This is a genomic window from Nonomuraea sp. NPDC051941, from assembly GCF_044593615.1.
Window position 1 is genome coordinate 73,108 of record NZ_JBIUCF010000002.1, and the last position, 23,987, is coordinate 97,094.

Genomic DNA, 23,987 nt, shown 5'->3' on the forward strand with positions numbered 1-23,987 from the left:
ACTTTCACATCGAACAACGAAGGAATAATGGCATGGAAAAATACAGCGACAAGAATGTAGTGGTCACCGGTGGCAGCAGCGGCATCGGGCTCGCGATCGCGAAGTTCCTGGCGGACGGCGGAGCCCGCGTGGTGATCACCGGCCGTTCTCAGGCCACGCTCGACGCCGCACGGGAGCGGTTGGGCGAGAACGTGGTGGCCTTCCGCGGCGACGTGTCCTCACTGTCCGACCTGGACGCCCTGGCAGACCAGGTGAAGGCCGAGCTCGGCACGATCGACGCCCTGTTCGTCAACGCGGGCATCACGCTCCTGACGCCTTTCGAGTCGACGACCGAGGAGGTGTACGACGAGCTGTTCGCGATCAACGTCAAGGGCGCCTTCTTCACCGTGCAGAAGCTCGCCCCGCTGCTGAACACGGGTGCCGGCGTCGTCCTCACCACCTCGGTCGCCGGCGCCGTCGGCATGCTGGACACCAGCGTCTACGCAGCCGGCAAGGCGGCGGTGCGCTCCCTGGCCCGCAGCTTCTCCCGCGAGCTGCTTCCGCGCAGAATTCGCGTCAACGCGATCAGCCCCGGTCCCATCGACACGGGCATTCTGGAACGCTCCATGACCAAGGAGGACGCCAAGCAGTTCAAGGCGGAGCGCGTCGCGGACAATCCCATGCGGCGTTTCGGCACCCTCGACGAGATCGCCACCGCGGCCGCGTTCCTCGCCTTCGACGCGACATACACCGCGGGCGTCGAGCTCGCCGTGGACGGCGGAGTCACCCAACTCTGACCGGCCCCACGCCCGGCCACTACGCCTCATGGCACACCGCGGGCCGGATCACCTTTCCCTCACACCATCCTCGAACGCTCATTGGAACGAGCGATCACAGCACGAGCTGTTCGGCGGCGTTCACCGCGGCAATCTCATCGTGCGGCTCACCGGCCTCAGTGCCTGACCGGCGAAAGGAGGCGGAGCTGTCCCAGGTCTCCTGACGCAGGAGCTCCAGCAGAGCGGTCGCCGCCGGGCCCGCGTCGGACCGGACCACGGCGATGACAGGCTGGGACACAGCCGGGAACATCGGACGCGCGAGGTGCTCATAACCGCGGGGCACCGCGGAGGCCGGGACGAGCGTCACCCCCAGGCCGTGGGCGGCCCACCGAACGGCTGTCGCCGTCTGGGACACGCGGGCGACCGTGGCCGGGGTCAGCCCGTCGTTCCGCGACACCTCCAGCAGCACGCCGTCCAGTGCGCTGTCGCGGTCGAACCTGACCCACGGCTCCCCTTCCAGCTCGCGCAGCTCGACCCGGTCCGCGGCGAGCTGCCGGTGCCCGGCGCCCAGCACCACGACGAACTCCTCCTCGCCGAGGCGGTGGGCGTCCGCGGGGCTCCGCTCGCACGCGGCCATCAGGGCGAGGCCCAGCGCACCCCTGCGGCACAGCCGATCCAGCTCAGCGGAGCTCGACTCCTCGAAGACGGTGACCTCCAGCCGCGGGAAGCGGCGCCGCAGCACGCTCAGCGCGCCCGGCAGCTGCCGCGTGCCGAAGCCCAGCTGCGCCGCGACGACCAGCTCCCCCACCAGGTCATCCGCGCCGGCCCGCGCCGTTGCCCGCGCCCGCCGAGCCGCGTTCACCGCGACCTCCGCCTCCTTCAGGAACGCCCGGCCGACCGCGGTGGGCACCAGTCCGGCCGACGTCCGGGCGAACAGCGTCACGCCGAGGTCACGCTCCAGGTTGCGGATCTGCTGGGACATCGACGGCTGGGCAACTTGCAACAACTCCGCCGCCGCCGTCACCGAGCCCTCCGCCGCGACCGCCAGGGCGTACTCGAACTGGCGAAGGCTCATCAGCTCCCATCCCTCCTGGGGCGAAGCGTGACCCACCCCGTCGTCATCGTGTCCCGAACCACTCACGTCAGCCGGATTCCACGACCGGCGATGAACATTCTTCAGCCCACCCGGCACCCTCGCCTCAACACACTCCCGTCCCGAACCCTTCCCAAAGGTGACGCCGTTCCGCTCTGTCGGTACCGGCCACAGAGCCGGCTCACCGGTGCGCGCCGCATCCTCGCCGTGATAAGCGATCCGCGGAACTACCCTCGCCCGCCACCGCATCGGTAGCCCGCGCGGACTGAGCGTCAGCGGCGCGACAGGCCAGACGCTCGTCGTCCTCCACCCCGACCCCGGCACCGACAGCGCCGACAAGCTGGCGCTCCTCGCGTCCGTCATGCGGACATGACCCCGCCCGTGCCCAGCCACCCGGCCGGGCGGCCCAACCCGAGGAGATCGCCGGCGTGCTCTGCTTCCTCGCCTGGCCGCGCTCCAGGTCTCATCACGTGCACCGTGGTCGCGGCGGACGGCAGATTCACCGCGATCTAAACGGCTGACCATGACTCGATCATGGAGCGATGGGCGCAGTCCTGTCGCCGCGAACTCCTCGACCGTCGCCTGCTGTGGAACGAACGTCATCTGCGCCATGCTCTGCGCGAGTATGAACGAATCCACAACCAGCACGGCGCCCACCAAGCCCGGGCCCAAGCGGCCCCGCTGCTTCCCGTCCCGGCCCCGATCACAGACCCCGAGCGGATCACCGACCTGAACATATGCCGAAGAGACCGGAGATCCTCGTGTGCGGCTCGAATATTCAGCCACAGCGTCCGACCTGCGGGTTCGTAGACACGCTGGATCTCCAGCTAACCCCCGGCTTGAGCAGTCGCTCAACCGGTTTTGAGCAACCGCTCAGACGGTAACGATCAAGATCTGCCAGGCCATAGGGCCGTGGCGTGCCAGATATTCATCCCGCCCGGTTCCAGCGCGCGCCGCAGGAGGGCGGCGGTGTGCACAGCACCCCGCATCAGCAGGCCCGCGCGGTCCGGGTCGATGTCGGTCGGGTCGCGACAGTGCTCGCGGGGGACGACCAGGGTGTGACCTTCCCGTTCGCCGACAGCAGCCGTCCTCGGGCCCAGCGGACGCGTTGGCGACGAGGAACCGCGGGACGCCTCCGGCAGGCTGGCGTGGCCTGTTCACACAGGTCAGAAAGGTCTCTTCGGGCACATGAGCGCGCTGGTTCCCCTGTTCGGTGTCGAAGGCCGATCTCGGACGCGCAAGGGCCTTGCCGTGTACGCGGTGCGGTTGTTTGATGACTGCGAGAGCGCCCGACCGGACGCATCGGGGCCGTGTCCGACCTTCCAGGTGAGGCATCGCGTTCGACGTTCGTGGAGGACCCCGCTCCGCAGCAAGGAGTCGGCCCTTCGAACGGGAGCCGGATGTGAGGCATGCGGCCAGGTGGTTCGGCGTGGTTTTCGTGTGCGCCTCCGTTGCGGTGGGGATGCTCGGCGACCTGGTCGTCGCCGGCCTGCCGCGCTGGTTGGCGCTGGTCGGGGTCGCCTGGGCGGTGTTCCTCGGGCTGCTGGCGACTCGTGAGCGGCTCCGTCAAGGCGGTGTCTGGCGGCTGCCCCCGATGTTGACCGCGGTGCCGCTGGCGTTCGCGTGCTGGGCTGGGCAGGAGTCGCTGATGGCGTGGGCCGCGACGCCATGGATCGTCGCCCTGGCGGTGGCCGCGACTGTGCGCGGGCTGGCCGAGATCGTGATCGCGGTCGCCGTGGTCGGTGCCTTCTTCGCTCCCGACGCGACAATCTTCACTTGGTATGCCGTCCCCGCCCTGGCGGGCGCCCTCGCCGAAGGGCTCGTGCTGAGGCTGGTGAGCGAACTTTTACGGGAAGGGGCCCGGACAGCGACACGCGGCGGGTCGGCTCGGCGCGCCCGGCTGCTGGCGGTTCTGCCCCTGCCCATCGCGTTGTTACAGCGCGGTGCCGAGCGGGCGCCTGTCGTTCACTTCGTCGGCGCCACGTTCGCGTTGACCCACAAGCCCCACGCCGCCCTCCGGTGGGATCGGTGGGCCATGCGCCTGTACCGCAGGCGCGGGATGGTGGCCCGCGAACTGGGTGCGCTCAGCGATCTGGCGACCAACCTGCACAGCGCGGGCCGCCACGACGAGGGCCTCGCCACTGTCGAACACGCCCAGCAGGTGGTGAGTGAGCGTCTGCCAGCCTTCCTCAAGCGCGAGAATCCGGGCGTGGGCCCCCTCGGTGAACAGGTGCTGGCGGCCCGCGCCGAGTACGACGCCGTCCACCTGCTCTTGATCGAGGGACGGATCAGGCGGGACATCGGCGACATCAGCGGCGCGTGCGCGGTCGCGGACTCGGGCCTGGCAAAGCTGGACGGCGACAACGGGTTGAGGAGCCACTGCGAGTCCTGGACCACGGGTGTACTGGCCCGGTCCGCGGTCGTGTCCGCCCAGGACAAGGGGCTAGCCGCCGTCTTGCGGGGCGTCGTGATCGGTGAATTGACTGATTTCCTGATGTTCAAGGCGAACCTGGCCGGGACGCTGCTCCACGACGACGAATCCGCCCTCGGCCTGCTCGACCGGGCCCGGCAGGTGGCCGCGGCGGCGAAGGACCGGGGCCGGGAGTTCATGGCCACCTACAACTACGCGACCTCCCTGGTCCGGCTGCGCCGCTACGGAGAGGCCGAGACCACGCTGCGGAGCGCGCTGGAGCCGGCCGAGGGCGCCGACGTGGGCGCCCGCCTCATGGCGCTCGGGGGCATGGCGAACCTGTATCGCCTGCAGGACAGGCTGGACGAGGCCGAGCCGTGGTACAGAAAGGCGCTGGACCTGGCGGCGCAGTCCCACGCGTCCATGGGGATCAACGCCGGGCTCGGGCTGGCGCTGATCCGGCTGAGCAGGGGCGAGGTCGAGGCCGCCCGCCGCGAACTCGGCACGCTGGTAGCCCGAGCCGAGCAGCTGAACTCCGACGCCTTCCTGCGGGCGTCCTACCTGGCCGCGGGGAAGGCGTACGAACAGGACGGCAGCCGCGAAGACCTGCAACGGGCCTGCGGCTACTACCGCTCCGCGATCGAACGCCTGGAGCGGGGCAGGGCCAGCTTCGACAGCGAGGAGGAACGGCTGCGCTTTCTGGGCGGCGAAGCCCGGGTCGAGGTGTACGAACGGATGGTGGCCACCTGCGTGACACTCGGCAAGCCGGTGGACGCCTTCGACTTCGCCGAGCGCGGCAAGGCCCGTGCGCTGGCCGAACGCCTCGGCGGCGAGGACGAGGAGCCGCTCGCTTGGCCCGCGTTCCAGGCCGTGCTGGCCACGGCGGGTACGCCGCTGCTGTTCGTCGAATACTTCACCACCGTCGATGGCGTCCTGGTCATCGGGGCACGAGCCGATTGGGACCGGCCCCGAGCGGTACGCGTCCCGCTGGACCGCGCCGGACTGCGGCGCTTCACCCTGACCAACTTCGGCAGCGCCGGCCGCGTCCGCGAGATGGTGCTCGGTGGGCTGGAGGAGTTGTGGCACGGCCACGATCCCCTGGTCTCGCCGATCGCACAATGGTCGAGCCCGGACGAACCGGTCGTGCTGGCGCCGCACGGGCTGCTGCACTACCTCCCGCTGCATGCCTTGCGCCTCGACGATCGGTACCTGATCGAGCGCAACCCTGTCAGCTATACCGCCAGCGCCTCGGTGCTGCGCGCCTCTCGCGCGGCCGCCGCGAGGCAGACCGTGCCCGGCGGATCGCCATATGCTGTGTTCGGCGACCCGACCGGCGATCTTCCCCATGCCAGGTCCGAGGCCGAGGCGGTGGCCGCGCTCTTGGACACCACTCCCGTGCTCGGTGCGCGGGTGACCTGTGCGGCGATCATGGATGCCTTCCAGGGAGCCGACATCGCACATTACGCCGGGCATGCCCGGTTCGACGCCGCCGATCCGCTGGCGTCGGGGCTGTGTCTGGGCGACGGCACCGTCCTCACCGCCCGCGAGGTGGCGACGATGGTGCGCGGCCCGCGGCTGGCCACGCTCAGCGGCTGCGAGACAGGGGTCAGCGGGCACCATCCGGGCGACGACGTCCAGGGCCTCGTACGCGGCTTCCTCTCCGCCGGTACCAGCACCGTTCTGGCCAGCCTGTGGCGCGTGCCCGACGACTCGGCCGGATACCTGATGACGCGTTTCTACGAGAACCTCCACAGCGCGGCTGTGCCGACCAAGGCTGAGGCGCTGCGCCGGGCCATCGTGGAAACGCGTGACCACGATCACCGTTGGAAGTTATTGCATCACTGGGCGCCCTTCACGCTGCTCGGAGACTGGGACTAGGAGAGAATTTGGACACGATCATCGAGGCCGAGTTCGACCTGGACAGCGACGCGCTCGGCGACGAGCGCGGAACGGGTCAGGTCATGGACATCCTCGGCGACGAGGACATCCGTCTCGCCCTTCGGCGCAACCGCATCGCGCTGGCCAAAGGCCCATCGACCGTGGTCCACGGCGATGAGGGCCTCGCGGGCTACGACGTGCCCCTTACCTGCGCGGTGCACTCCGACCCCCGCTGCCGCTTCCAGTGGTCCAGGCTCATGGTCGACCTCACCCCGACGCCACAGGCCCGCATCTCCGACATGGTCCCCCGAGAAGTGGTTGACGACCGTCCCGTGGAGTTGACCACGACCATCGGGGTCGGCCTGAAGTTCCACGTTGTCCCGAACGTCCTCAGCGCCGACCTGACGCCGCAGTATTCACACAAACGCACCGTGTACTACCCGCAGATCGTCTCCTCCGGCACCGGCTTCACCCGCGGCTACTGGGACTTTCTCGCTCTGGACAAGGGATACCTGCACGCGGACCGCGACCTGCGTCTCCTGGTCGCCGCCCCGGCAGGCGAACCGGTTACCGCGAGGTTTCAGCTGCGGGCGAAGGTCCGGATGGCCGGTGTCGCGGGACTGCTCCCCCTCCTGGCCCGGAGCGGGAGCATCGACGGCGAACACCGGCTCGACCAGTAGCGCGACAAGGCGAACGCCGTCCATGCCTTTTGAAGCCGGCCTGGACCGCGTCAAAAGCACAACCACGACGGCTCTGACCTGTGGTTCGATGGGGTTCGCACCCGCAGGAAAGATCGCGTCTTGTGCCTATTCGCCTGCTCTATCTGATCACGCTTCGGGTGTTCGGCTGGCTGATGTCGCTGGGCCGCGGCCGACGTCGAAGGACGCAGAGATCATGGTGGTGCGTCATGAGGTGGCGGTGCTGCGGCGGCAGGTCGGACGGCCACCCCGACTTTCAGCCCGGAACGGGCCGCCCGCAGGGCGGTCGGAGACTAGCCCCATCACCTTCGGGTCAGTCCAATGCGAGAGTGCACCGCCTCAAGCCAGCCAGCGGCCATGTCCGTTTCCGTTATGCGGCCGATCAACGCCAGGGTCGAGCTGATGCTCTCGTCCTCTTCCACGGGGTTGTCATCGCCACTGACCTGAAAGCGCAGCCCATCCATCAGGTGATCGAGCGCGTGCGGGTCGCTGCCGTGCTTGGAGTCGGGCCAGGTGGGCCAGAAAGAGACGATGGTGTCCCCGTCCCGGATGTACTTGAAGCTGTCATGGCCGTTGATGTCCATGCTGAAGCTGAGGGCGTGACGGCCTCCTTCGGTCAGCGACAGCAGGAAAGCGTCGTCTGAACGTGCCGGCAGGATGCCCATCCAACCTCCGGCCTCGGCTACCCAGAGAGAACCGTCGTCGCCGTTGTGGTCGAGGATTTCGCTCAGGTGGCTCGGGGTGCGGGTGGAAGGGTCCAAGGAGAAGGCTTGGGCGAGGGTGTCGAGATCCGCTCCCTTGATCCAAAGGGCGCTGAATCCCAGCGACCACAGGTCCATGTCGTGATCGAGTTCTTCGGTGAAGAGAGTCGAGACCAGAAGGTCGTGCAGGTACGTCGGCGACCGCATGATCACCTCCCGATTGTCGGTGCGCCAGGAGGGGCATCCCGGAGACGCCCCCTCCTGACTGTGGAGTTATGACGGTGGCGTGCCCGTGCGGATTCTGACCCAGAAGGCGTTGGACGGCCAGTTGCCTGCGCCGACTTCACGGGATCTCGAAGTGAAGACGCGATAGCAAGAGTAGAAAGCCCCCAGATCGCGACCGGCGGCTCCGTTGTGCGCCGCGTTCACCATGCGAAGTGAGGCGTTGAACGTAGGCGTCCAGACATTGTTGACCATTTTGCCCTCGACGCCGAGCGCTTGGAAGGTGGAGCGGAACGGATATTCATCGCACTCCTTGCCTGGGCCGGCCCCGGTGAGGTTCGGACAGTACCAGGTCATCTGGGTGCGGTTCTCCCCGTTCAGCAGCACACCGTCGGGGGCGAGCTCGCTGTTCGCCCGCCTGGTCAAGGGGACCCTGGGTATCACGTCGTAATTGCCGGGGAATTTCTCGGTGATGGGCTGACCTTGCCGATCCAGCTTCGGATCGGTCGCCTGCGGGGGTTCCGCACCGCGGGCGGTGACGATTGTTGGAGCTCTGAATCGTCTCAGTGAGTGGCGATGAGTTTCTGTAGCTGCGGGCCGCTCTGCGAAATAAGATGAGGATAATCTCGAATGAGCAGCTTTGCCACGAGATCGTCGACATTTTCCCTAAGAAGGCTGCTGTTCATGCCGAGAAGCTCTTCGCAGATGTCGAGGAAGGACCTGATCACGTCCTTGTCGTCACCCTCCTCCACGGCTGGCATAAACACTTCGGCAACGACCTCGAGCAGATATTCGAACATGCTGATGTAGGTTTCGCCGTCTTGCTCGGCCTCCGCGTCGAGCGCCTGAATGAATCGTCGCGCAGAGGGCATCTTCCAAAGGATCTCACGAGTTCGCCGGATCTGTTCTTCCAGGCTCACAAACTCGTCGCGATCAAAGTCATTCATGGTCATCCCCGAGGGAATATTCGCCGAATACTGAAGTGATAGGTCAAGGAGACATCAGGCCGCTGCGCAGTGCATCTGCCCATAATTACATCCGCCCAGGTCATGACCCTGCGAGAGCTTCGCGTGGTGTGCGCGAGCTCCGGCCATCCAGGAGACGGAACCAAGTGCGGCATGATGATCAGCCGTGCTCCTTCGCCTGGCCTACCTCACCATCACGAACACGTTCGCCGCGCTGCGATTGCTGCCCATGGGCGATCGGGACAAGGATTCGCACCTGAGGACCGAGCCTTTCTTACCGCCCTGCTGACCTCGTTGCCCCGCGAGGTCCTGCGCCGACTGCGACTCCCCGTCCGGCCGGACACCGTCCAGCGCCGGCACCGCGATCTGATGCTACGGCGTCATGCCCGCACCTGCCGGCCGAAGCAGCCTGGGCACCCACCCACGGTCCGCTCCATCCGCACTCTCGTCCTGCGCCTGATTCGGGAGAACCCCGGCTGGGGATATCGGCGGGTGCATGGTGAACTCACCGCCTGTCGGCGTACTACCTCACATGTAGTTGGGCGTACGACCTCACATGTAGGCGTGCTCCAGCGTGATCATTCTGTCACAGATGGTGGTGTAGGTGATGGATCGGACGTGGCGAGTCGGTCTTTCAACCGCCAGCTGGGACCGTTGATGGAGATCACGTCGCAGTGATGCAGGAACCGGTCGAGGATCGCGGTGGCCAGGACTTCGTCGGTGAAGACCTGGCCCCATTCATCTGGGGGTGGCACATGTTCCTGTCGGAGGATCTCGGCTGCTAGCTGGGCCTTCTGGGTTCTTTCTGGTTTCCCTGATTCCTGAGGTGTGAGAGGCGTATGTTAGGCGCTGCCTTCATTCTTCCGGTGTGAGGAAGGTGTGCCGGTGGCGCGGTCTCGACTGCGGGTGCTGGAGGGCGGGGCGCTCCCGCTCGAGCCTCTGGCTAGCGACCCGATGGGGTATCAGGCGCGGTGCGTCGAGGCGTTCGTGGCCTCGTGGGCCGCTCGGGGGTTCAGCCCGGTGACCATCGAGAACGACACCGGGCTGCTGGAGCAGACCTTGGCCGCGCTGGGTCGTCCGGCGTGGGAGGTCACCCCCGAGGACATCGATCGGGTGGTCGGTGACCTGGCGGTGGCCGGTCGCGCCGCTTCGACGCGGCGCGAGTATGTGCAGATCTTCAAGGGGTTTCACCGATTTCTGCAGGTGCGTAAGGCCGTCGAGATCGAGGCCGCGTTCGGGATGCGGCTGGTCTGCCCGGTGGATGAGTTCAACGCCTCCCGGCATGTCGGCGATGACTCTCCCGCCACGCTGCCGCCGCCGACGCCGGAGCGGGTGAGCGGCTTCTTCGACTTCCTCAAGGAGCGCATCGCCACCGCCCGCAAGTACGGGCCGGCGGCGCGGGATTACGCGTTGTTTCGCACCCTGTATCACGCCGGGCTGCGGTCGGAGGAGGCCGCGCTGCTGGACCAGCCGGACGTGCACTTCACCCGGGGCCCGTTCGGCAAGCTGCATGTCCGCTTCGGCAAGGGCGCTCACACCTCCGGCCCGCGGCCGCGGTGGGTGCCGATGCTGGACGGGCTGGACCTGGTGCTGCGCTGGTTCCTCAATGACGTGCGTGGCCGCTTCCCCGACTCGCCGGTGCTGTTCGCCGATGAGTCCGGCGGGGCACTGCATCGCGGCACCATCCGTAACCGGCTGCGCTATCTCATGCAGCTAGAGGGCCGGCCGCAGACCGAGTGGTTCAGCCCGCATGCGCTGCGCCGGGCGTGCGCCACCCACAACTACGAACGCGGCGTGGACCTGGTGGCCATCCAGCAACTGCTAGGGCACTGGACGGTGAGCTCGACGATGCGATATGTCCGGCCGTCGGCCACGTTCATCGAAGATGCCTATCGCCGGGCGGTGACCACCACCCTGGGCGAGTTGACCGGACAGGGAGAGCCGACCGCATGAAGATCCGGTGGAAACTGCGGATGGCCGCCGCGCAGCGCGAGGTGTGGACCGGCGCTCAACTGCGGCGTCTGCTGGCCGATAAGGCCGGTCTGGAGCTGTCGGCGGCATCAGTGTCGGCGCTGCTGACCAAGGAGCCCACGCAGGTCAAGCTGTCCACCCTGGCCGCGTTGTGCACCGCGCTGGAGTGCAGCCCCAACGACCTGTTCGAGGTGGACACCACTCCCGTCGAGCAGCCCGTCCGGCCGCAGCAGCAGGTAGCCGAGCCCACGGCCGCTTCCAGCGGCGGCCGGTCCATGCCCCCGCTGTGACCTGAGCGGGAGGACGGCGATGGGCCAACGGCAACGCGACTGTGTGGACTGCGGTGGCCCGGTCGGCATCATCGGCCGCCTGCACTGCTGCCGAGGCCTGAGCCGGCTCAACGAAGCGGCCGCCAAGGCGCCCTGCCCAGCCTGTGGAAGGCAACGGGTGCTGCAGGCCGACACCGGCCGGTGCATCGCGTGCTCGCGCGTCTGCACCGAGTGCGGGCATCCCGTCCGCTCGCCGGAGGCGACGCTGTGCCGGGACTGCACCCGCAAGGCGCGGCAGCGGGCGGCGCAGCAACTGTGCCCGCGCTGCGGCCGCCCAGGGTATCTGCGCCAATCCACCGGCTGGTGCGGGACCTGTTCACGTCCTCGCCAGGCAAAAGACCCGCCACGCGTCTGTGACGACTGCGGGCAGCTGCGCCCGCATGCTGGCCACGGCCTGTGCTCGGCCTGCTGGCAGCGCCGCCCCGAACGGCCCTTCGTCGCTGGTGAGAACCTCATCGCCCGGCTGACTGAGCCGCCACCCTGGCTCGGCGAGCTCATCGGTCACCTGGCCGCCGGTCACTCTCCGGCCCGGGCCTGCGGCCTGATCGGCCAGTTAGGACGGCTGCTGGACGACGAACATTCCAACTGTCCCCAAGCCCTGCTGGAGCGGGCTCGCTTGCCCGGCCGCTCCATGGGGCCATTGGCCCGAGGGCTGGAGATCTTCTTCACTGAACGCGGTCTTGCACTGGCCACCGATCACGCCGAACGGCTGGCCGCCGGACGCCGTCGACGCCGGATCGACACCGTCCCTGAGCCGCTGCGGCCCGCGGCGGAGGCCTTCAACACCTTCCTGCTGCGCTCCCGCGAGCGCGCCCGCCGGGCCGGGACGCTGCCCCGCGCCGACGTCACCCTGGACATCAAGCTGTCCACCCTGCGTGACCTGGCCCAGCACGTCAGCGCGCGCGGCAAGCAGGATTGGGCTCTGGTCGACGTGCACGACATCGAGGCGTTCCTGGCCGCTCAGCCCAAGAACCGGCCCCGGCGGCTGCAGATCACCCGGCAGTTCTTCCGCTTTGCCAAGAGCCACAAGATGATCCTGATCGATCCCACCGACGGACTGTCGGCGAAGGCTCCCAAGGGCTTCACCGGCAAGACTCTCACCCTGGACCATCAGCGACGCCTCTTCCAGCGGTGGACCTCCGACCCGGCTGTCCACCCGCACGAGGCTCTGCTGGGCGTTCTCGCCCTGTTGCATGGCGCCTCCTGTAGCGAGGTCCGCCACCTGCGGCTGGATGACATCGATCCGGCGGACCGTGCCATCCGCCTGGGGCAACGTCCTCGCCCGGTGCCCCTGGATCCGGTCAGCTGGACCACGGTGCAGCGGTGCGTGGCTCACCGCGAGACTCAACGCACCGGCAACCCGCATCTGATGGTCACCAAGGGCACCAAGGCCGGTCGGAACCCGGCCTCGGTCGCCTATGTCAGTCATGTCCTGGACCCGGCCGGCATCTCACCACGGATGCTTCGCTCCACCCGCCTGATCGACCTGGTCAACTCGATGGACGCAAAGCTCGTCGCCGCAGCCTTCGGGATGCACCCGGAAGGCGTCATGATCTATCTCTCCGATCATGTCGATCCCGACCGCCTGCCCGCACGATGATCGGCTGACCGGCCAAGGTGACGCCTATCCTTGCTGCGATGCATCCAGAAGATCACGACGTCACCGAGCTGCTCGGGGTCACCATTCGCAGCGGATTTGGGTTCTTGGCGGTCCAAGCCCACGACGCGGACAGAGGTCGGTCAGCGGTAGTGCACGCGGAAACGCAGGTGTGTCACACCTTCGCCCTCGACCACCTCGAGGCGTTCAAGCTCAGCCTTCTCGTTCTGGATGTTTTCGAAGTAGCGGATGCCCTCGCCGACGAACACAGGGACCAGATCGATCCGGACCTCATCCAGCAGGCCGAGGTTGAGGCACTGCTGTGCGATATTCGGGCCGGAGACGCCGACGTTGCCGTCGCCGGCGGCCTTGGCTTGACTGATCGCGCTGGCGACGCCGTCGTGGACGAACGTGAAGGGTGCCAGCCGTTCCGCGGGCCAGTCCGTGGGAGGTTCGCGGTGGGTCACCACGAACGCGCGTCCGCCGCCGGGCGGGTTGCCGCCCCAGCCGCCGGTGTAGTCGAACACCCGCCGGCCGCAGACGAACGCGCTGTCCCGGGCGAAGTCCATTTGCGCCCGCAGATAGTCCGCGCTGGCCGCGGCGACCCGAAACGTGATCGGGTAGCCGACCATCGGCACCTCGACGTCGCCGTTGTTATACCAGTCGAACAGAGGGCCGACGCTGTTGTCCGGACGGGCCACGAACCCGTCGAGGGACATACAAAAGCTGGCGCTCACGGTCATGATCAAACTCCTTCATGTTGCTCAGGTCCCGCTGGTTCACCGAGTCGACGGCGCCCTGAAGCCCACCAGAGGCGCAGTCGTGCGCCTTCCCGGTCATGGTCTTCGTGGATCCTCTCGTTCCGGTGTGTGCCTTCCCGATGGGAAGACCGCCGACGATCGGCGAACTCATCGCTCGCCAACCAAACCTGGATGCCACCAGAGCATCCGCCATGATCATGTGGACGTCGCGAGGTGTAGGCGCAGCTCGTCGATGAGCCCCTCGGCGAGGCGTTGGTTCACCGTCGCGCCGCCGCTGGCGATGGCGACGTCGCGCCCGCCAGCGACCTCGCACGCCTGCACCGCGGGAGGTGTGGATCTTGATGTCTTCGATGAAGTCCACCTTGTCCCCTGGCCGCCCCGGTGAACAGATACCGATGTCACCGCGCAGGCGATGAGTTCTGCTGGTGAACACGACCGGCAACCGGGACTGTACGGTCACACTGGACAGACCCCCGGGCCACAGTCAGGTCATCGGCGAAGCGCTGATCTCCAGCAGCGTCGGGTACGTGCGTCACGCAGACGACGATTCTCAGACTCACAATGGCTCTCCTTCAGCGTGATCATCAATGAGGCTTGTCCGGCCGGCCGGCCTGCTAGCCAGCCCCTGGCGACGAGATCGGCTTGACGGCGGCTTTCAGGAATGGGTCGGCATCGCGAACTCCATGCGTATCTGGCTGTCGTTGGGCCAGCGGGTGGTCGCGGTCTTGTAACGGGTGTAGAAGCGCACACCTTCGGGGCCGTGGATGTGGTGGTCACCGAACAGGGATCGCTTCCAGCCGCCGAAGGAGTGGAAGGCCATGGGCACCGGGATTGGCACATTGATGCCGACCATGCCCGCCTTGACCTTGGCCAGGAAGGTGCGGGCGGTGTTGCCGTCGGCGGTGAAGATCGCTGTACCGTTGCCGAACTCGTGGTCGTTGACCAGTTCCACCGCCTCGGTGAACGACTGGGCGCGCACCATCGACAGCACTGGCCCGAAGATCTCCTCTCGATAGACCCGCATGTCCGGGGTGACGTGGTCGAAGAGTGAGCCGCCGAGGAAGAATCCGCCCTCATGCCCGGGGAGCGAGGTGAGGCGGCCGTCGACGACCAGGTCGGCGCCTTCGGCGGTGCCTATGTCGAGGTAGCCGACCACCTTGTCCCGGTGGGCCTTGGTCACCAAGGGGCCCATCATGACTCCGTCCTCCGTGCCGGGCCCGATCTTCAGGTCGGCGAGGGCCGCGACGATGCGCTCACACAAGGCGTTCGCGGTGTCCTCTCCTACGGGGACGACGACCGAGATCGCCATGCACCGCTCACCCGCAGAGCCGTAGGCGGCGCCCATCAGTGCGGCGACGGCCTGGTCGAGGTCGGCATCGGGCATGACGACCATGTGGTTCTTGGCGCCGCCGAGTGCCTGGACGCGCTTGCCGTTGATCGTGGCCGTCTTGTGGACGTACTCGGCGATGGGCGTGGAGCCGACGAAACTGACGGCTTCGATGTCTTCATGCGCGAGGAGGGCGTCCACCGCGGTCTTGTCCCCGTGCACGACATTGAACACGCCCTGGGGCAGGCCGGCCTCGGCGAGCAGCATGGCCAGCTCCACGCTGAGGGTGGGGTCCTTCTCCGACGGCTTCATCACGAAGGTGTTCCCGCAGGCGAGCGCCACGGGGAACATCCACATGGGCACCATGGCGGGGAAGTTGAACGGCGAGATGCCCGCAACCACACCGAGCGGCTGACGCAGGGACACCGCGTCCACCGCGCGGGCGACGTTCTCGGAGAACTCCCCCTTCAGTTGCTGAGGGATGCCGCAGGCGAACTCGACGACCTCGAGACCGCGGACGATCTCTCCCTTGGCGTCGTCGAGCACCTTGCCGTGCTCGGCCGTGATGATCGCGGCCAGCCGGTTGGCCTCCCGTTCCACCAGGTGCCGGAACCGGAACAGGATGCGGGCCCGGATGTGGGGCGGGGTAATGGACCAGGTCTCGAACGCCGCGGCGGCGGCCCGGGCCGCTGCGTCCACATCCGCGGCCGTTCCCAGCGCGACCAGGCCGGTCACCTGGCCGGTGGCCGGGTTGTACACCTCACCGCGGTGCTGGGCACCGCGATCGTCGAGACGGCCGTCGATGTAGTGGTCGATGTGTGTCGCTTTGGTGGTCATCGTGGCTCCTGGAAAGGGAGTAGAGGTTCTGGATCTCATCGGCGGTGGGCACCACGGCGAACTGGGCCGCTTCCGATCTGCTCCCGGCAGTCGTGGGCACCGCGATCATCGGTAGGACGGGGACGAGGTGCTACTCGGCGGGCGTACGGTCACCGTGTCGAGTCGCGCAACCGCAGGTTGGCTGCCCGCAGCGCCGCGGTCGCCACCTCCCGCCATACCCTCGCTGAGGCCAACAGCCCGGTCATAGACGGGGAGATGTGGACATGTCCTTCTCCCAGGTAGAGCTCGACGGGGACACCCGCGTCGCGCAATCGCTGCGCGTACCATTCGCCATCCCCACGGAGAACGTCGTATTCAGCGATCGCGATGTATGCCGGTGGGAGCCCCGTGAGGTCGCGGGCCAACAGAGGGGAAGCGAACGGATCACTACCGTTACCGCTGTCACCGAGGTAGAGCGCGCAGAACGTGCGTACGTCGGACATCGACAAAGGCAGCTCGTCGCCCTCCTCCCGCGGGCGGCTGTAGGTCAGGTCCAGAGCGGGAACCTCCAGGAGTTGGTAGGCGATGTCGTCCCGCCCTTTGTCCCGCAGCATGAGCGTTGCCGCCGCGGCGATGTTGGCGCCCGATGATTGGCCGCCGACGGAAATCGCGCCGGGAAGCGCACCGATCTCGGCACTGTAGTCGTGCACCCAGTTCATGACCGATACTGCGTCGTACACGGGCGTTGGAAAGGGGTGCTCCGGCGCTTTTCGGTAGTCGATGGAAATGACAATGCAATCTGCATGTACGCACCGGTAGCGACTGATGGCTTCCGAGTCCTTCGAAAATGCGCTGTTGATCACCCACCCTCCTCCGTGCAAGAAGATATGCACTGGATGAGGTCCGGCGGTGGTCGGCCGGTAAAGGATCGCCCGCACATTCTCGCCGGGCGGACCGATACTCAGGACTCGGCGCTCGGCGACGCGCGGACCGGGTCGGCCGAACTTGTCGAATGCGGCGTCGTTGTCCTGCTTCATCTGCGCTCGGAAGAGCTCCAGATCTTCGATGACCTTCGGCGGATGGCCGAAGGGCAGAAGCGGTCGCAGGTGCGGATCGATCGGCATTTTTGTCCTTGGGGATGCAGGGGGGCAGCGCCGAGGGGTCGTCAGCGAACGCCACGTACCGGAAGGATTGCGATGCCGCCGAGGATCGCGACACCGCCGGCGACGGCGAACAACGTGGAGTAGGACCCGCCTCCCAGAAGGAGGATGAACGGAGCTGCCGCGGGAGCGAGGGCATTGGCGAGCGTGCTGGACATGTTGAAGACCGCCATGTCTTTACCCACGTTCGCTTTGTCCGGAAGAACATCGGTGACCAGTGCGAGGTCAACAGCGAGGAATGCTCCATAGCCGATGCCCGCGATCCCCATCGCGAGCAAGTAACCGTTGAACCCCGTTACCAGCGATGCGATGACCAGCGCGACACCGTAGACCGCCGCAGAAGTCAGCACGAACACCTTCCGGCGGCGAAGCAAATCCGACAGCTTGCCACCAGTGACGCTGGTGAGGATCGTAGTGATCGACAGCACCAGACTCGCGACGAAGATCTGTCGCGGCACCTCGTCCGGGCCGGATCCGAGGTGATTGAGCAGAAAGAACGCCTGGTAGGTGGTGAGGAAACCGTAACCGATCACGAACAGGAGACGGCCGAACCACACCCACGCGAAGTCCGGGTGCCGGAGAGGGTTCACCCAGAACGTCCCCGCGATCTCACGCACCGACAGTCTTGGTTTGGGGGCATCCTTGGAGAGTCGGCGATCGTTGACCAGGCCAATGAACACCAGAACGCTCAGAGCCGCGATGATCGGCGGCAGCAGGAACGTCAGCAAAGTGCTGGTGGCGACAAGCTGGATGATGAACGTACCGCCGATCATCGCCAGCGGGAGTGTGAGACCGACCAGACCCGATACCAGGCCACGCTGATGCACCGGCACCCGGTCGGCGATGACCGCAAGCAGCGGGGTACCGATCAGGTTAGCCGCGACGCTGTACATCGCGAATGCGATGAGCAGTACTGGCACATTCGGCGCGAGCGCCATCACCGCTCCCAGCGCGACGACTCCAACCGCGCCAATGAGAAGGTACGGACGGCGCATGCCGATGCGTGCTGTCGTTCGGTCACTCAGCCGCCCCACCACTGGCATCAGAACCAGAGGAAGGAGGACACCCACACCGATGATGACACTCAACGCGTTTGCGGCGTCCTCGGGTCCGACCAGAGCCCGCACCTTAAGTGCCAAGGAGACCGTGCCGGGCATCAGGCAGGCGACCCAGAACCCTGCGTACGCGAACGCGAACGCGAAGATGAACGACTTGCCTACCGGGGGAAGCTCACTCTCGGATGGCACAGCGAGGGACGCAGTCGGCGGCCCAGGTGAGATAGAGGACGCTACGGGTCCCGAGTCCGGCTGATTCGTCGTGGGTTTGCCCTGGGAGGAACTCGTCATGTCGTGCCAATCTTCGTTCTCTCGCTCAGACGTGTAAGTGGCTGAGGGGCGGGATGCTCGGTTTTGAAGGCGGGGGGTGAGGGCGCGCTCGGCGAGGCGGAGTTTCCTCGGTCTGAGCGTCTGTCGGGCCGGCGGTGCGGCGTTGGGGAGACTGTAGGCTTGCCGAGATTTCAGAGCCAACGATTCTTTGCGATGACATCCATCTCTGACAGAGAACTCTTCGATGGCCGACGAGCATCAAGCAAGTGAACCGGTTTGATCGCTGACCTCACTCTCATAGCTGGTCAGCGAGTCGCGCAAAGGTATCCGCGGCGGGCTCGGCCCTTGCTTGGCGGTAACCGGTTCCGGCCCACAGGTGGATCAGGCGTGTGTCCCCGGCTGCGGTGGCGGCCTTGCGGAGCGGGCTTGTGAGGTGGTGGAGAGCGGGGTAGCCCGCCGGGGCGATCGGGTCGTACCGGTCGGTGAAGTGGTTGCGCAGGGCGCGTGCGGGCCGCCCGGTGAAGGCGCGGGTGACGACGGTGGCGTCGAAGGCGGGGTCGGCCAGGGCGGCCTTGTGCGGTGCGGACGCCCCGCTCTCGTGCGTGCGCAGCAGGACGGTGCCGACCATGGTGGCTTCCGCGCCCGCGCGTAGTGCGGCCGCCACGCCGGCGGCGGTGGCGATCCCACCGGCGGCGATGACGGGCAGGGCCACAGCGCGGCGCACGCGGGCGGTCAGGTCGGGCAGCCAGACCGGCGCGGGCGACCTCGCCGGCGTGAGCGTGGCCGAGTGCCCGCCGGCGGCCGGCGCCTGTACGACCAGCGCGTCGACGCCGGCCTCAGCCGCTCGACGGGCTTCATCGGCCGAGGTGACGCACTGCAGAACGGTGCTCCCGGCCCTGTGCAGAGCACTGACGACCACACGGTCCGGGATGCCGAAGGTGAAGGAGACCCAGGGCACGGGAGCCGAGGTGAGCAGGTCGATCTTGTCCGCCCAGTAATCATCATCCTCGATCGGCTCCTCAGGCAGGGTGAGCCCATAGCGTTCGGCCTCCGCCTGCACCTCCGGCGCGTATCGCCGGTACGCCTCCGGGGAGACGGGGACCTGATGGGGCACGAAGAGGTTGACGCCGAAGACGACACCCTCCGCGCGCGTGGTGTGGATCTGCCCGGCGAGTGCTTGTGCGGTCTTGTACCCGCCGGCCAGAAAGCCCAGGCCGCCCGCTCGGGCGGCGGCGATGACCAACGTGGGCGTGCTCGGTCCACCGGCCATCGGGGCCGCGATGATGGGAAGGTCCGCTCCGATGCCGGACAGCAGGGTGGTCACGACGACTCCTTGTCAACGTACGAATGCCAGGCCGCCGACGTCCCGGCGGCGAGGTGGTGCGGCGAGCGGACGCAGAGGACGGCGGCCGCGACCGCGGCGACCATCGCGCTGCCCAGCAGGAGCGCCTGGTGGTAGCCATAGCTCAGCGGCGGGGCGGCGAGCAGCGGCGTTCAATGGCCGGCTCTCAGGCTAGGCAGCGCGTGTATGCCTGTGAAATGCCGGTTAAGCTGCCGCTATGCATGTCGGGCATGGATGCGGCGAAGGGGCGTAGGAGGCATGGACGTCGAACTGCGTCACCTGAGGGCCTTCACGTGCGTGGCCCGCCATCGCTCGTTCTCCCGTGCCGCCGAGGAGCTGCTGATCACGCAGCCGGCGCTGAGCCGTACGATCGCGCAACTGGAGGGCGGTCTGTGCGTCCGCCTGCTCGACCGGTCCTCACGGCACGTCGCGCTGACCGACACCGGCGCGGAATTCCTCGTCCACGCTGAGCGCGTCCTCGCGACGCTCGACCAGGCCCTCGCCGCCGTACGCCACCGCGTCACCCTCCGGCTCGGATTCAGCTGGCTGCTGCCCGCTCCCTGGGCACAGCGGACCGTCAGCCACTTCGAGGAGGCCACCGGCGCGTCGGTCGAGCTGACCAGGACCGACGATCCTCTCCAGGCACTGCGCCGGCGCACCGTCGACATCGCGCTGGTCCGGGGCGACATCGACGCACCCAGAGGGGCGCGGATCGTGCATCTGTACGACGAGCCGCGCATCGCCGTGTGCTCCGAGCGCTGTGACCTGGCCCGTCTTGGTCATCTGGACTGGACGGACGTCCAGTACTGGCCGCTGGTCGTCAACACGGTCAGCGGTACCACTGGTCCGTGGTCGTGGCCGGTGGACCAGCGTCCGGCCCAGATCATCGACACGGCCAACTACGACGAATGGCTGGAGACGGTGGCCGCCAACCGCGGAATCGGCATCGTGCCCGAGGCCGCACGGGACCGTACCCAGCACCCCGCCCTTCGCTTCGTGCCTCTGACCAACGCACCATCGAGCCCGGTCAGCCTCGTCTACGCTCCCGACGCCCAGCGGACGCTCATCCGCCGGTTCCTAGAGGCCGCCATCCCGGGATGATCCTCCCCAACCGGCGAGGAGACTCTATGCCTGACACGCATAGACAGATCACCATGGGCATTTCCGCCGCGAGCGGGGAGCCATTAGCGTCGATGACGTGAGCAAAACCATCAGCGCTGTTCGGCTGGGGGTGCGATGAGGACAGGGCTGCCCCGGCAGGAATGCGCGATCACCGTCCTGGGCGGCCCGACGGCCGTGATCGATATGGGCGGCCTGCGCATCGTCACCGATCCGACCTTCGACGAGGCCGGCCCGCACGGCTACCTCACCAAGTCGGCCGGACCTGCCGTGGACGAGAACGGGGTGGGGCCCGTCGACCTCGTTCTGGTCAGCCACGAAGCGCATCCGGACAACCTGGACGAACGTGGCCGCGCGTTCGCGAGTACCGCCCCGTTGGTGCTCACCGGGCCTCTGGCCGCCCGGCGGCTGGGATCACCGGCCGTCGGGCTCTCCCCGTGGACGGTCCACTCCGTGCCTCGCGCGGACGGAGGCGGCGACCTGACCGTGCTGGCGGTTCCCGCGGTCCACGGCCCCGAGGACGGCGAACGAGACGCAGATGGCAACATCAACTGCGAGGTCACCGGGTTCGTGCTGTCCGGGCATGGACTTCCTACCGTGTACGTGAGCGGCGACAACGCCTCGATCCGCGTGGTCGCGGAGATCTCCCGCCGGGTGCCGGACATCGACACGGCCGTCCTGCACGCAGGAGCGGCACGCGTACCGGCGAAGTTCGGCGGACGGCCCCTGTCACTGAACGGCCGCGGCGCCGCGGCCGCGGCAGCCGTTCTCGGCGCGGACACCGTGGTCCCTGCCCACTACGACGGCTGGGCCCACTTCTCCGAGGGGTTGTCGGAGATCGAGCTGGCCTTCCACGAAGCCGGCCTCACCTCCCTGCTGCGGGTCACGGCCCATGGAACGTGGGTGCGGCTGACCCGCTGACGCCCTACCGCCGAACACATCAGCAACAGACGAGCAAGGAACGACAGCATGCCATTCGTACGGATCGATCTCATTCGCGGACGTCGTCCCGAGGAGGTGAGGGCGATCGCCGACGCGACGCACCAGGCGCTCGTGGACGTCCTGGACATCCCTGAGCGGGACAGGTTCCAGATCATCACCGAGCACGACGCGGATCATGTCATTGCCCTCGACGCCGGCCTGGGCTTCGAGCGAACCGACCGGCTGGCGATGATCCAGATCTTCACCCAGTCGGGGCGCAGCACCGAGGTCAAGCAACGCGTCTACCACGCCATCGCCGAGCAGTTGGAACCCCTCGGCATCAGCGGCGAGGACGTCTTCATCGGCATCGTGGAGAACGGCCCTCAGGACTGGTCGTTCGGCTTCGGACGCGCTCAGTACACCGAGGGCGTCCTGCCCGTCCCCGGCCACTGACGACGTCCGCCCTTTCACCGGCCGCAGGTATGCTCCTGCCCACAGGCACATGTGGAGGTCGACGTGGAACTGTCCGACCTGCGGGTTTTCCTGGCCGTCGCGCGCACGGGCGGCATCACCAAGGCCGCTCAGGAATTGCACACCGTGCAGTCGAATGTCAGTGCGCGGATCCACGCGCTGGAAAAGGAGCTCGGCGCCCCGCTGTTCCGTCGGCATGCCCGGGGCGTGGCGCTGACGAACGCGGGGGAGCAGCTTCTGCCGTATGCCGAGCGCATCAGCAGGCTCGTCGAAGAGGCGCAGTATGTCATCGGCGATGAGACCGATCCCTGCGGACCGCTGCGGATCGGATCCATGGAGACCACGGCGGGCCTGCGGCTGCCCGCGGTGCTGGCGGCGTTCGGGGAGGACTGTCCCCGCGTTGACCTTTCGCTGATCACAGGACCGACCGAACAGTTGGTCCGGGACGTCCTGGAGCATCGGCTCGACGGCGCGCTGGTCAGCGGCCCGGTGCGACAGCCCGATCTGGTGGAGATCCCGGTGTTCGAGGAACGCCTGGTCCTCGTCACGGCGCGCCGGATCGCCAGCCTGGACGCCGCCATGCGCGACCCGAAAATCCTCGTCTTCCGTACTGGCTGCTCCTACCGCAGGCGCTTGGAGAGCATCCTGCAGGCGCGGGGCGCCGTCACGGTGCGCTGCATGGAATTCGGAACGCTGGATGGCATCCTCGGCTGCGTCGGAGCCGGCATGGGCCTCACACTGCTGCCCGCCGCCGTGGTCGAGCGGCACGCCTCCCGCGAGCAGGTTCGAGTGCACGAGCTGCCGGAGGAGGAGGCGTGCGCACAGACCGTCTTCGTCCAGCGAGCCGACGCACCGCCGTCGCCCGCCCTGACGCGCTTTCTCGCGCATGCGGGGGCTATGGAGCAGCCATCGCCCGTCCTGCGGATGGTCGGAGGTTCCTCCGCAGCCACCGGCTAGTTCACTGGCCTGACGCTTGTCGGCCATCGGAAAGTTCTCTGCTGGTGATGGCTGCCATCACAAGCAATCGTTGGATATGAAATCGCAGCGAACCTACTGTCCCCTTAACGCCGCACCGCCCACCGCACCGCCGGGCGGATGCCTGGACGAAGAGGACTTCGCTTTGCTGACAACGCGCTTTACCAACGCCTTCGGAATCGAACACCCCCTCGTGCTCGCTCCCATGGACGTCGTCTCCGGGGCCCGGCTCGCCACGGCGGTGACCACCGCGGGCGGACTCGGCATGATCGGTGGAGGCTACGGCGACGAAGAGTGGTTGAAGCGGGAGTTCGCCGCCGCGGCCGGCACCCGGGTGGGGTGCGGCTTCATCACCTGGAGCCTGGCTCGCCGCCCCGAACTGCTCGACGTCGCCTTGGAGCACCAACCCGCCGCGGTCATGCTGTCCTTCGGCGACCCTGTCCCGTTCGCCGACCGCATCCGCGCCGCGGCCGTACCGTTGCTGTGTCAGGTCCACACGCTCGATCAGGCTCGCCAAGCCCTCGACGCCGGAGCGGACGTCATCGTCGCGCAGGGCGGCGAGGCCGGCGGGCACGGAGTCGGGACGCGGTCGACGTTCACCCTCGTACCCGATGTCGCGGACCTGATCGCCGCCCGCTCTCCGCGCGCTCTTCTGCTGGGTGCCGGCGGAGTGGCGGACGGTCGCGGACTCGCCGCCGCACTCGTCCTTGGTGCGGACGGTGTCCTGGTGGGAACCCGCTTCTGGGCAACGGAGGAAGCGGTGGTCTCGGCTCGCGCCCACGCCCGCGCGGTGGCGGCCGGCGGTGATGACACTGTCCGAACAAGCGTCTATGACATCGTGCGCAAGTACGACTGGCCCGCCGAGTACAACGGTCGTCTGTTGCGCAACCGATTCACCGACCGGTGGCACGGGCGGGAGTCGGAACTCGCAGCACAACTCGCCGAGGCCACAGCGGAGTTCAAGGCTGCCGTCTCACAGCAGGACTTCGACGTCGCGAACATGATCGTCGGAGAGGGCGTAGGCCTGATCCAGGAGATCCTGCCCGCCGGGGAAGTGGTGCGCAGAATGGCGCAGGACGCCGCCGCCCACCTTGGCAGGCGGGTTCCGCAGACCGCCGCATTCAGCGGCTGAGCCACTGCCCCGCACGAAC

At 67.5% G+C, this 23,987-nt stretch carries 22 protein-coding genes; 12 read left to right on the forward strand and 10 right to left on the reverse strand.

Features of this window, described 5'->3' with window-relative positions:
* Positions 1-32 precede the first annotated feature (32 nt).
* Positions 33-776, forward strand: a complete 744-nt coding sequence (locus tag ACIHFD_RS04305; RefSeq protein ID WP_397365538.1) for an SDR family oxidoreductase — start codon at positions 33-35, stop codon at positions 774-776.
* Positions 777-870: 94 nt separating this feature from the next.
* Here ACIHFD_RS04305 and ACIHFD_RS04310 read toward each other — a convergent pair whose 3' ends face one another.
* Positions 871-1,830, reverse strand: a complete 960-nt coding sequence (locus ACIHFD_RS04310; RefSeq protein WP_397365539.1) for a LysR family transcriptional regulator — start codon at positions 1,828-1,830, stop codon at positions 871-873.
* 1,447 nt (positions 1,831-3,277) lie between these two features.
* Between ACIHFD_RS04310 and ACIHFD_RS04315 the strand changes: the two genes are divergently transcribed.
* Complete coding sequence (locus ACIHFD_RS04315) at positions 3,278-6,136, forward strand: CHAT domain-containing protein (RefSeq protein ID WP_397365540.1); 2,859 nt, start codon at positions 3,278-3,280, stop codon at positions 6,134-6,136.
* A gap of 8 nt (positions 6,137-6,144) precedes the next feature.
* A complete protein-coding gene (locus ACIHFD_RS04320; RefSeq protein WP_397365541.1) occupies positions 6,145-6,816 on the forward strand; it encodes a hypothetical protein in 672 nt (223 codons plus the stop codon).
* A 320-nt stretch (positions 6,817-7,136) separates the two neighbouring features.
* Here ACIHFD_RS04320 and ACIHFD_RS04325 read toward each other — a convergent pair whose 3' ends face one another.
* From ACIHFD_RS04325 to ACIHFD_RS04340, 4 genes are all read right to left on the reverse strand, one after another.
* A complete protein-coding gene (locus ACIHFD_RS04325; protein ID WP_397365880.1) occupies positions 7,137-7,742 on the reverse strand; it encodes a DUF6461 domain-containing protein in 606 nt (201 codons plus the stop codon).
* Positions 7,743-7,808: 66 nt separating this feature from the next.
* The gene (locus tag ACIHFD_RS04330; protein ID WP_397365542.1) at positions 7,809-8,183 is read right to left on the reverse strand and encodes a hypothetical protein; all 375 of its coding nucleotides are present in this window, start codon (positions 8,181-8,183) and stop codon (positions 7,809-7,811) included.
* A 137-nt stretch (positions 8,184-8,320) separates the two neighbouring features.
* A complete protein-coding gene (locus ACIHFD_RS04335; protein WP_397365543.1) occupies positions 8,321-8,710 on the reverse strand; it encodes a hypothetical protein in 390 nt (129 codons plus the stop codon).
* Between the two features lie 590 nt (positions 8,711-9,300).
* Positions 9,301-9,477, reverse strand: coding sequence for an ATP-binding protein (locus tag ACIHFD_RS04340; protein ID WP_397365544.1), 177 nt, complete (start codon positions 9,475-9,477; stop codon positions 9,301-9,303).
* Between the two features lie 265 nt (positions 9,478-9,742).
* Between ACIHFD_RS04340 and ACIHFD_RS04345 the strand changes: the two genes are divergently transcribed.
* From ACIHFD_RS04345 to ACIHFD_RS04355, 3 genes are read left to right on the forward strand one after another with little or no spacing between them, the layout of a single operon-like run.
* Positions 9,743-10,675, forward strand: a complete 933-nt coding sequence (locus tag ACIHFD_RS04345) for a tyrosine-type recombinase/integrase (RefSeq protein ID WP_397365545.1) — start codon at positions 9,743-9,745, stop codon at positions 10,673-10,675.
* Positions 10,672-10,983 carry a helix-turn-helix domain-containing protein gene (locus ACIHFD_RS04350; protein ID WP_397365546.1) on the forward strand — a complete coding sequence of 104 codons (312 nt, stop codon included), beginning with the start codon at positions 10,672-10,674 and terminating at the stop codon, positions 10,981-10,983. Before ACIHFD_RS04345 ends, ACIHFD_RS04350 begins: the two co-directional genes overlap by 4 nt.
* 19 nt (positions 10,984-11,002) lie before the next feature.
* On the forward strand, positions 11,003-12,622 hold the full coding sequence (locus tag ACIHFD_RS04355; protein WP_397365547.1) for an integrase: 1,620 nt from the start codon (positions 11,003-11,005) through the stop codon (positions 12,620-12,622).
* Between the two features lie 140 nt (positions 12,623-12,762).
* Here ACIHFD_RS04355 and ACIHFD_RS04360 read toward each other — a convergent pair whose 3' ends face one another.
* The 5 genes from ACIHFD_RS04360 to ACIHFD_RS04380 form a co-directional block, all read right to left on the reverse strand.
* Positions 12,763-13,362 (reverse strand): dihydrofolate reductase family protein, encoded by a 600-nt coding sequence (locus tag ACIHFD_RS04360; protein WP_397365548.1) that lies wholly within the window; start codon positions 13,360-13,362, stop codon positions 12,763-12,765.
* 673 nt (positions 13,363-14,035) lie between these two features.
* Complete coding sequence (locus ACIHFD_RS04365) at positions 14,036-15,544, reverse strand: CoA-acylating methylmalonate-semialdehyde dehydrogenase (protein ID WP_397365549.1); 1,509 nt, start codon at positions 15,542-15,544, stop codon at positions 14,036-14,038.
* A gap of 149 nt (positions 15,545-15,693) precedes the next feature.
* On the reverse strand, positions 15,694-16,647 hold the full coding sequence (locus tag ACIHFD_RS04370; protein WP_397365550.1) for an alpha/beta hydrolase: 954 nt from the start codon (positions 16,645-16,647) through the stop codon (positions 15,694-15,696).
* Between the two features lie 41 nt (positions 16,648-16,688).
* Positions 16,689-17,930 (reverse strand): MFS transporter, encoded by a 1,242-nt coding sequence (locus ACIHFD_RS04375; RefSeq protein WP_397365551.1) that lies wholly within the window; start codon positions 17,928-17,930, stop codon positions 16,689-16,691.
* A 373-nt stretch (positions 17,931-18,303) separates the two neighbouring features.
* Positions 18,304-19,332 carry a nitronate monooxygenase gene (locus ACIHFD_RS04380; protein ID WP_397365552.1) on the reverse strand — a complete coding sequence of 343 codons (1,029 nt, stop codon included), beginning with the start codon at positions 19,330-19,332 and terminating at the stop codon, positions 18,304-18,306.
* Between the two features lie 9 nt (positions 19,333-19,341).
* Here ACIHFD_RS04380 and ACIHFD_RS04385 point away from each other — a divergent pair, with 9 nt between their 5' ends.
* The 6 genes from ACIHFD_RS04385 (at position 19,342) to ACIHFD_RS04410 (ending at position 23,968) form a co-directional block, all read left to right on the forward strand.
* On the forward strand, positions 19,342-19,467 hold the full coding sequence (locus ACIHFD_RS04385) for a hypothetical protein (protein WP_397365553.1): 126 nt from the start codon (positions 19,342-19,344) through the stop codon (positions 19,465-19,467).
* A 141-nt stretch (positions 19,468-19,608) separates the two neighbouring features.
* Entirely contained in the window at positions 19,609-20,451 is an 843-nt protein-coding gene (locus tag ACIHFD_RS04390) for a LysR family transcriptional regulator (protein ID WP_397365554.1), read from the forward strand.
* A 135-nt stretch (positions 20,452-20,586) separates the two neighbouring features.
* On the forward strand, positions 20,587-21,390 hold the full coding sequence (locus ACIHFD_RS04395; RefSeq protein ID WP_397365555.1) for an MBL fold metallo-hydrolase: 804 nt from the start codon (positions 20,587-20,589) through the stop codon (positions 21,388-21,390).
* A 48-nt stretch (positions 21,391-21,438) separates the two neighbouring features.
* The gene (locus ACIHFD_RS04400) at positions 21,439-21,843 is read left to right on the forward strand and encodes a tautomerase family protein (protein ID WP_397365556.1); all 405 of its coding nucleotides are present in this window, start codon (positions 21,439-21,441) and stop codon (positions 21,841-21,843) included.
* 63 nt (positions 21,844-21,906) lie between these two features.
* Positions 21,907-22,818: a LysR substrate-binding domain-containing protein gene (locus ACIHFD_RS04405; RefSeq protein WP_397365557.1), complete on the forward strand. Its 912-nt coding sequence runs from the start codon at positions 21,907-21,909 to the stop codon at positions 22,816-22,818.
* 16 nt (positions 22,819-22,834) lie between these two features.
* Positions 22,835-23,968: an NAD(P)H-dependent flavin oxidoreductase gene (locus ACIHFD_RS04410; RefSeq protein ID WP_397365558.1), complete on the forward strand. Its 1,134-nt coding sequence runs from the start codon at positions 22,835-22,837 to the stop codon at positions 23,966-23,968.
* The last annotated feature ends 19 nt before the right edge of the window (positions 23,969-23,987 follow it).

Excerpts from the sequence above, each read along its gene's own strand:
- ACIHFD_RS04305 (WP_397365538.1), top strand. The coding sequence starts at position 33 with ATGGAAAAATACAGCGACAAGAATGTAGTGGTCACCGGTGGCAGCAGC.
- ACIHFD_RS04310 (WP_397365539.1), bottom strand. The coding sequence starts at position 1,830 with ATGAGCCTTCGCCAGTTCGAGTACGCCCTGGCGGTCGCGGCGGAGGGC.
- ACIHFD_RS04325 (WP_397365880.1), bottom strand. The coding sequence starts at position 7,742 with ATGCGGTCGCCGACGTACCTGCACGACCTTCTGGTCTCGACTCTCTTC.
- ACIHFD_RS04335 (WP_397365543.1), bottom strand. The coding sequence starts at position 8,710 with ATGACCATGAATGACTTTGATCGCGACGAGTTTGTGAGCCTGGAAGAA.
- ACIHFD_RS04350 (WP_397365546.1), top strand. The coding sequence starts at position 10,672 with ATGAAGATCCGGTGGAAACTGCGGATGGCCGCCGCGCAGCGCGAGGTG.
- ACIHFD_RS04355 (WP_397365547.1), top strand. The coding sequence starts at position 11,003 with ATGGGCCAACGGCAACGCGACTGTGTGGACTGCGGTGGCCCGGTCGGC.
- ACIHFD_RS04360 (WP_397365548.1), bottom strand. The coding sequence starts at position 13,362 with ATGACCGTGAGCGCCAGCTTTTGTATGTCCCTCGACGGGTTCGTGGCC.
- ACIHFD_RS04365 (WP_397365549.1), bottom strand. The coding sequence starts at position 15,544 with ATGACCACCAAAGCGACACACATCGACCACTACATCGACGGCCGTCTC.
- ACIHFD_RS04370 (WP_397365550.1), bottom strand. The coding sequence starts at position 16,647 with ATGCCGATCGATCCGCACCTGCGACCGCTTCTGCCCTTCGGCCATCCG.
- ACIHFD_RS04390 (WP_397365554.1), top strand. The coding sequence starts at position 19,609 with ATGGACGTCGAACTGCGTCACCTGAGGGCCTTCACGTGCGTGGCCCGC.
- ACIHFD_RS04395 (WP_397365555.1), top strand. The coding sequence starts at position 20,587 with ATGAGGACAGGGCTGCCCCGGCAGGAATGCGCGATCACCGTCCTGGGC.
- ACIHFD_RS04400 (WP_397365556.1), top strand. The coding sequence starts at position 21,439 with ATGCCATTCGTACGGATCGATCTCATTCGCGGACGTCGTCCCGAGGAG.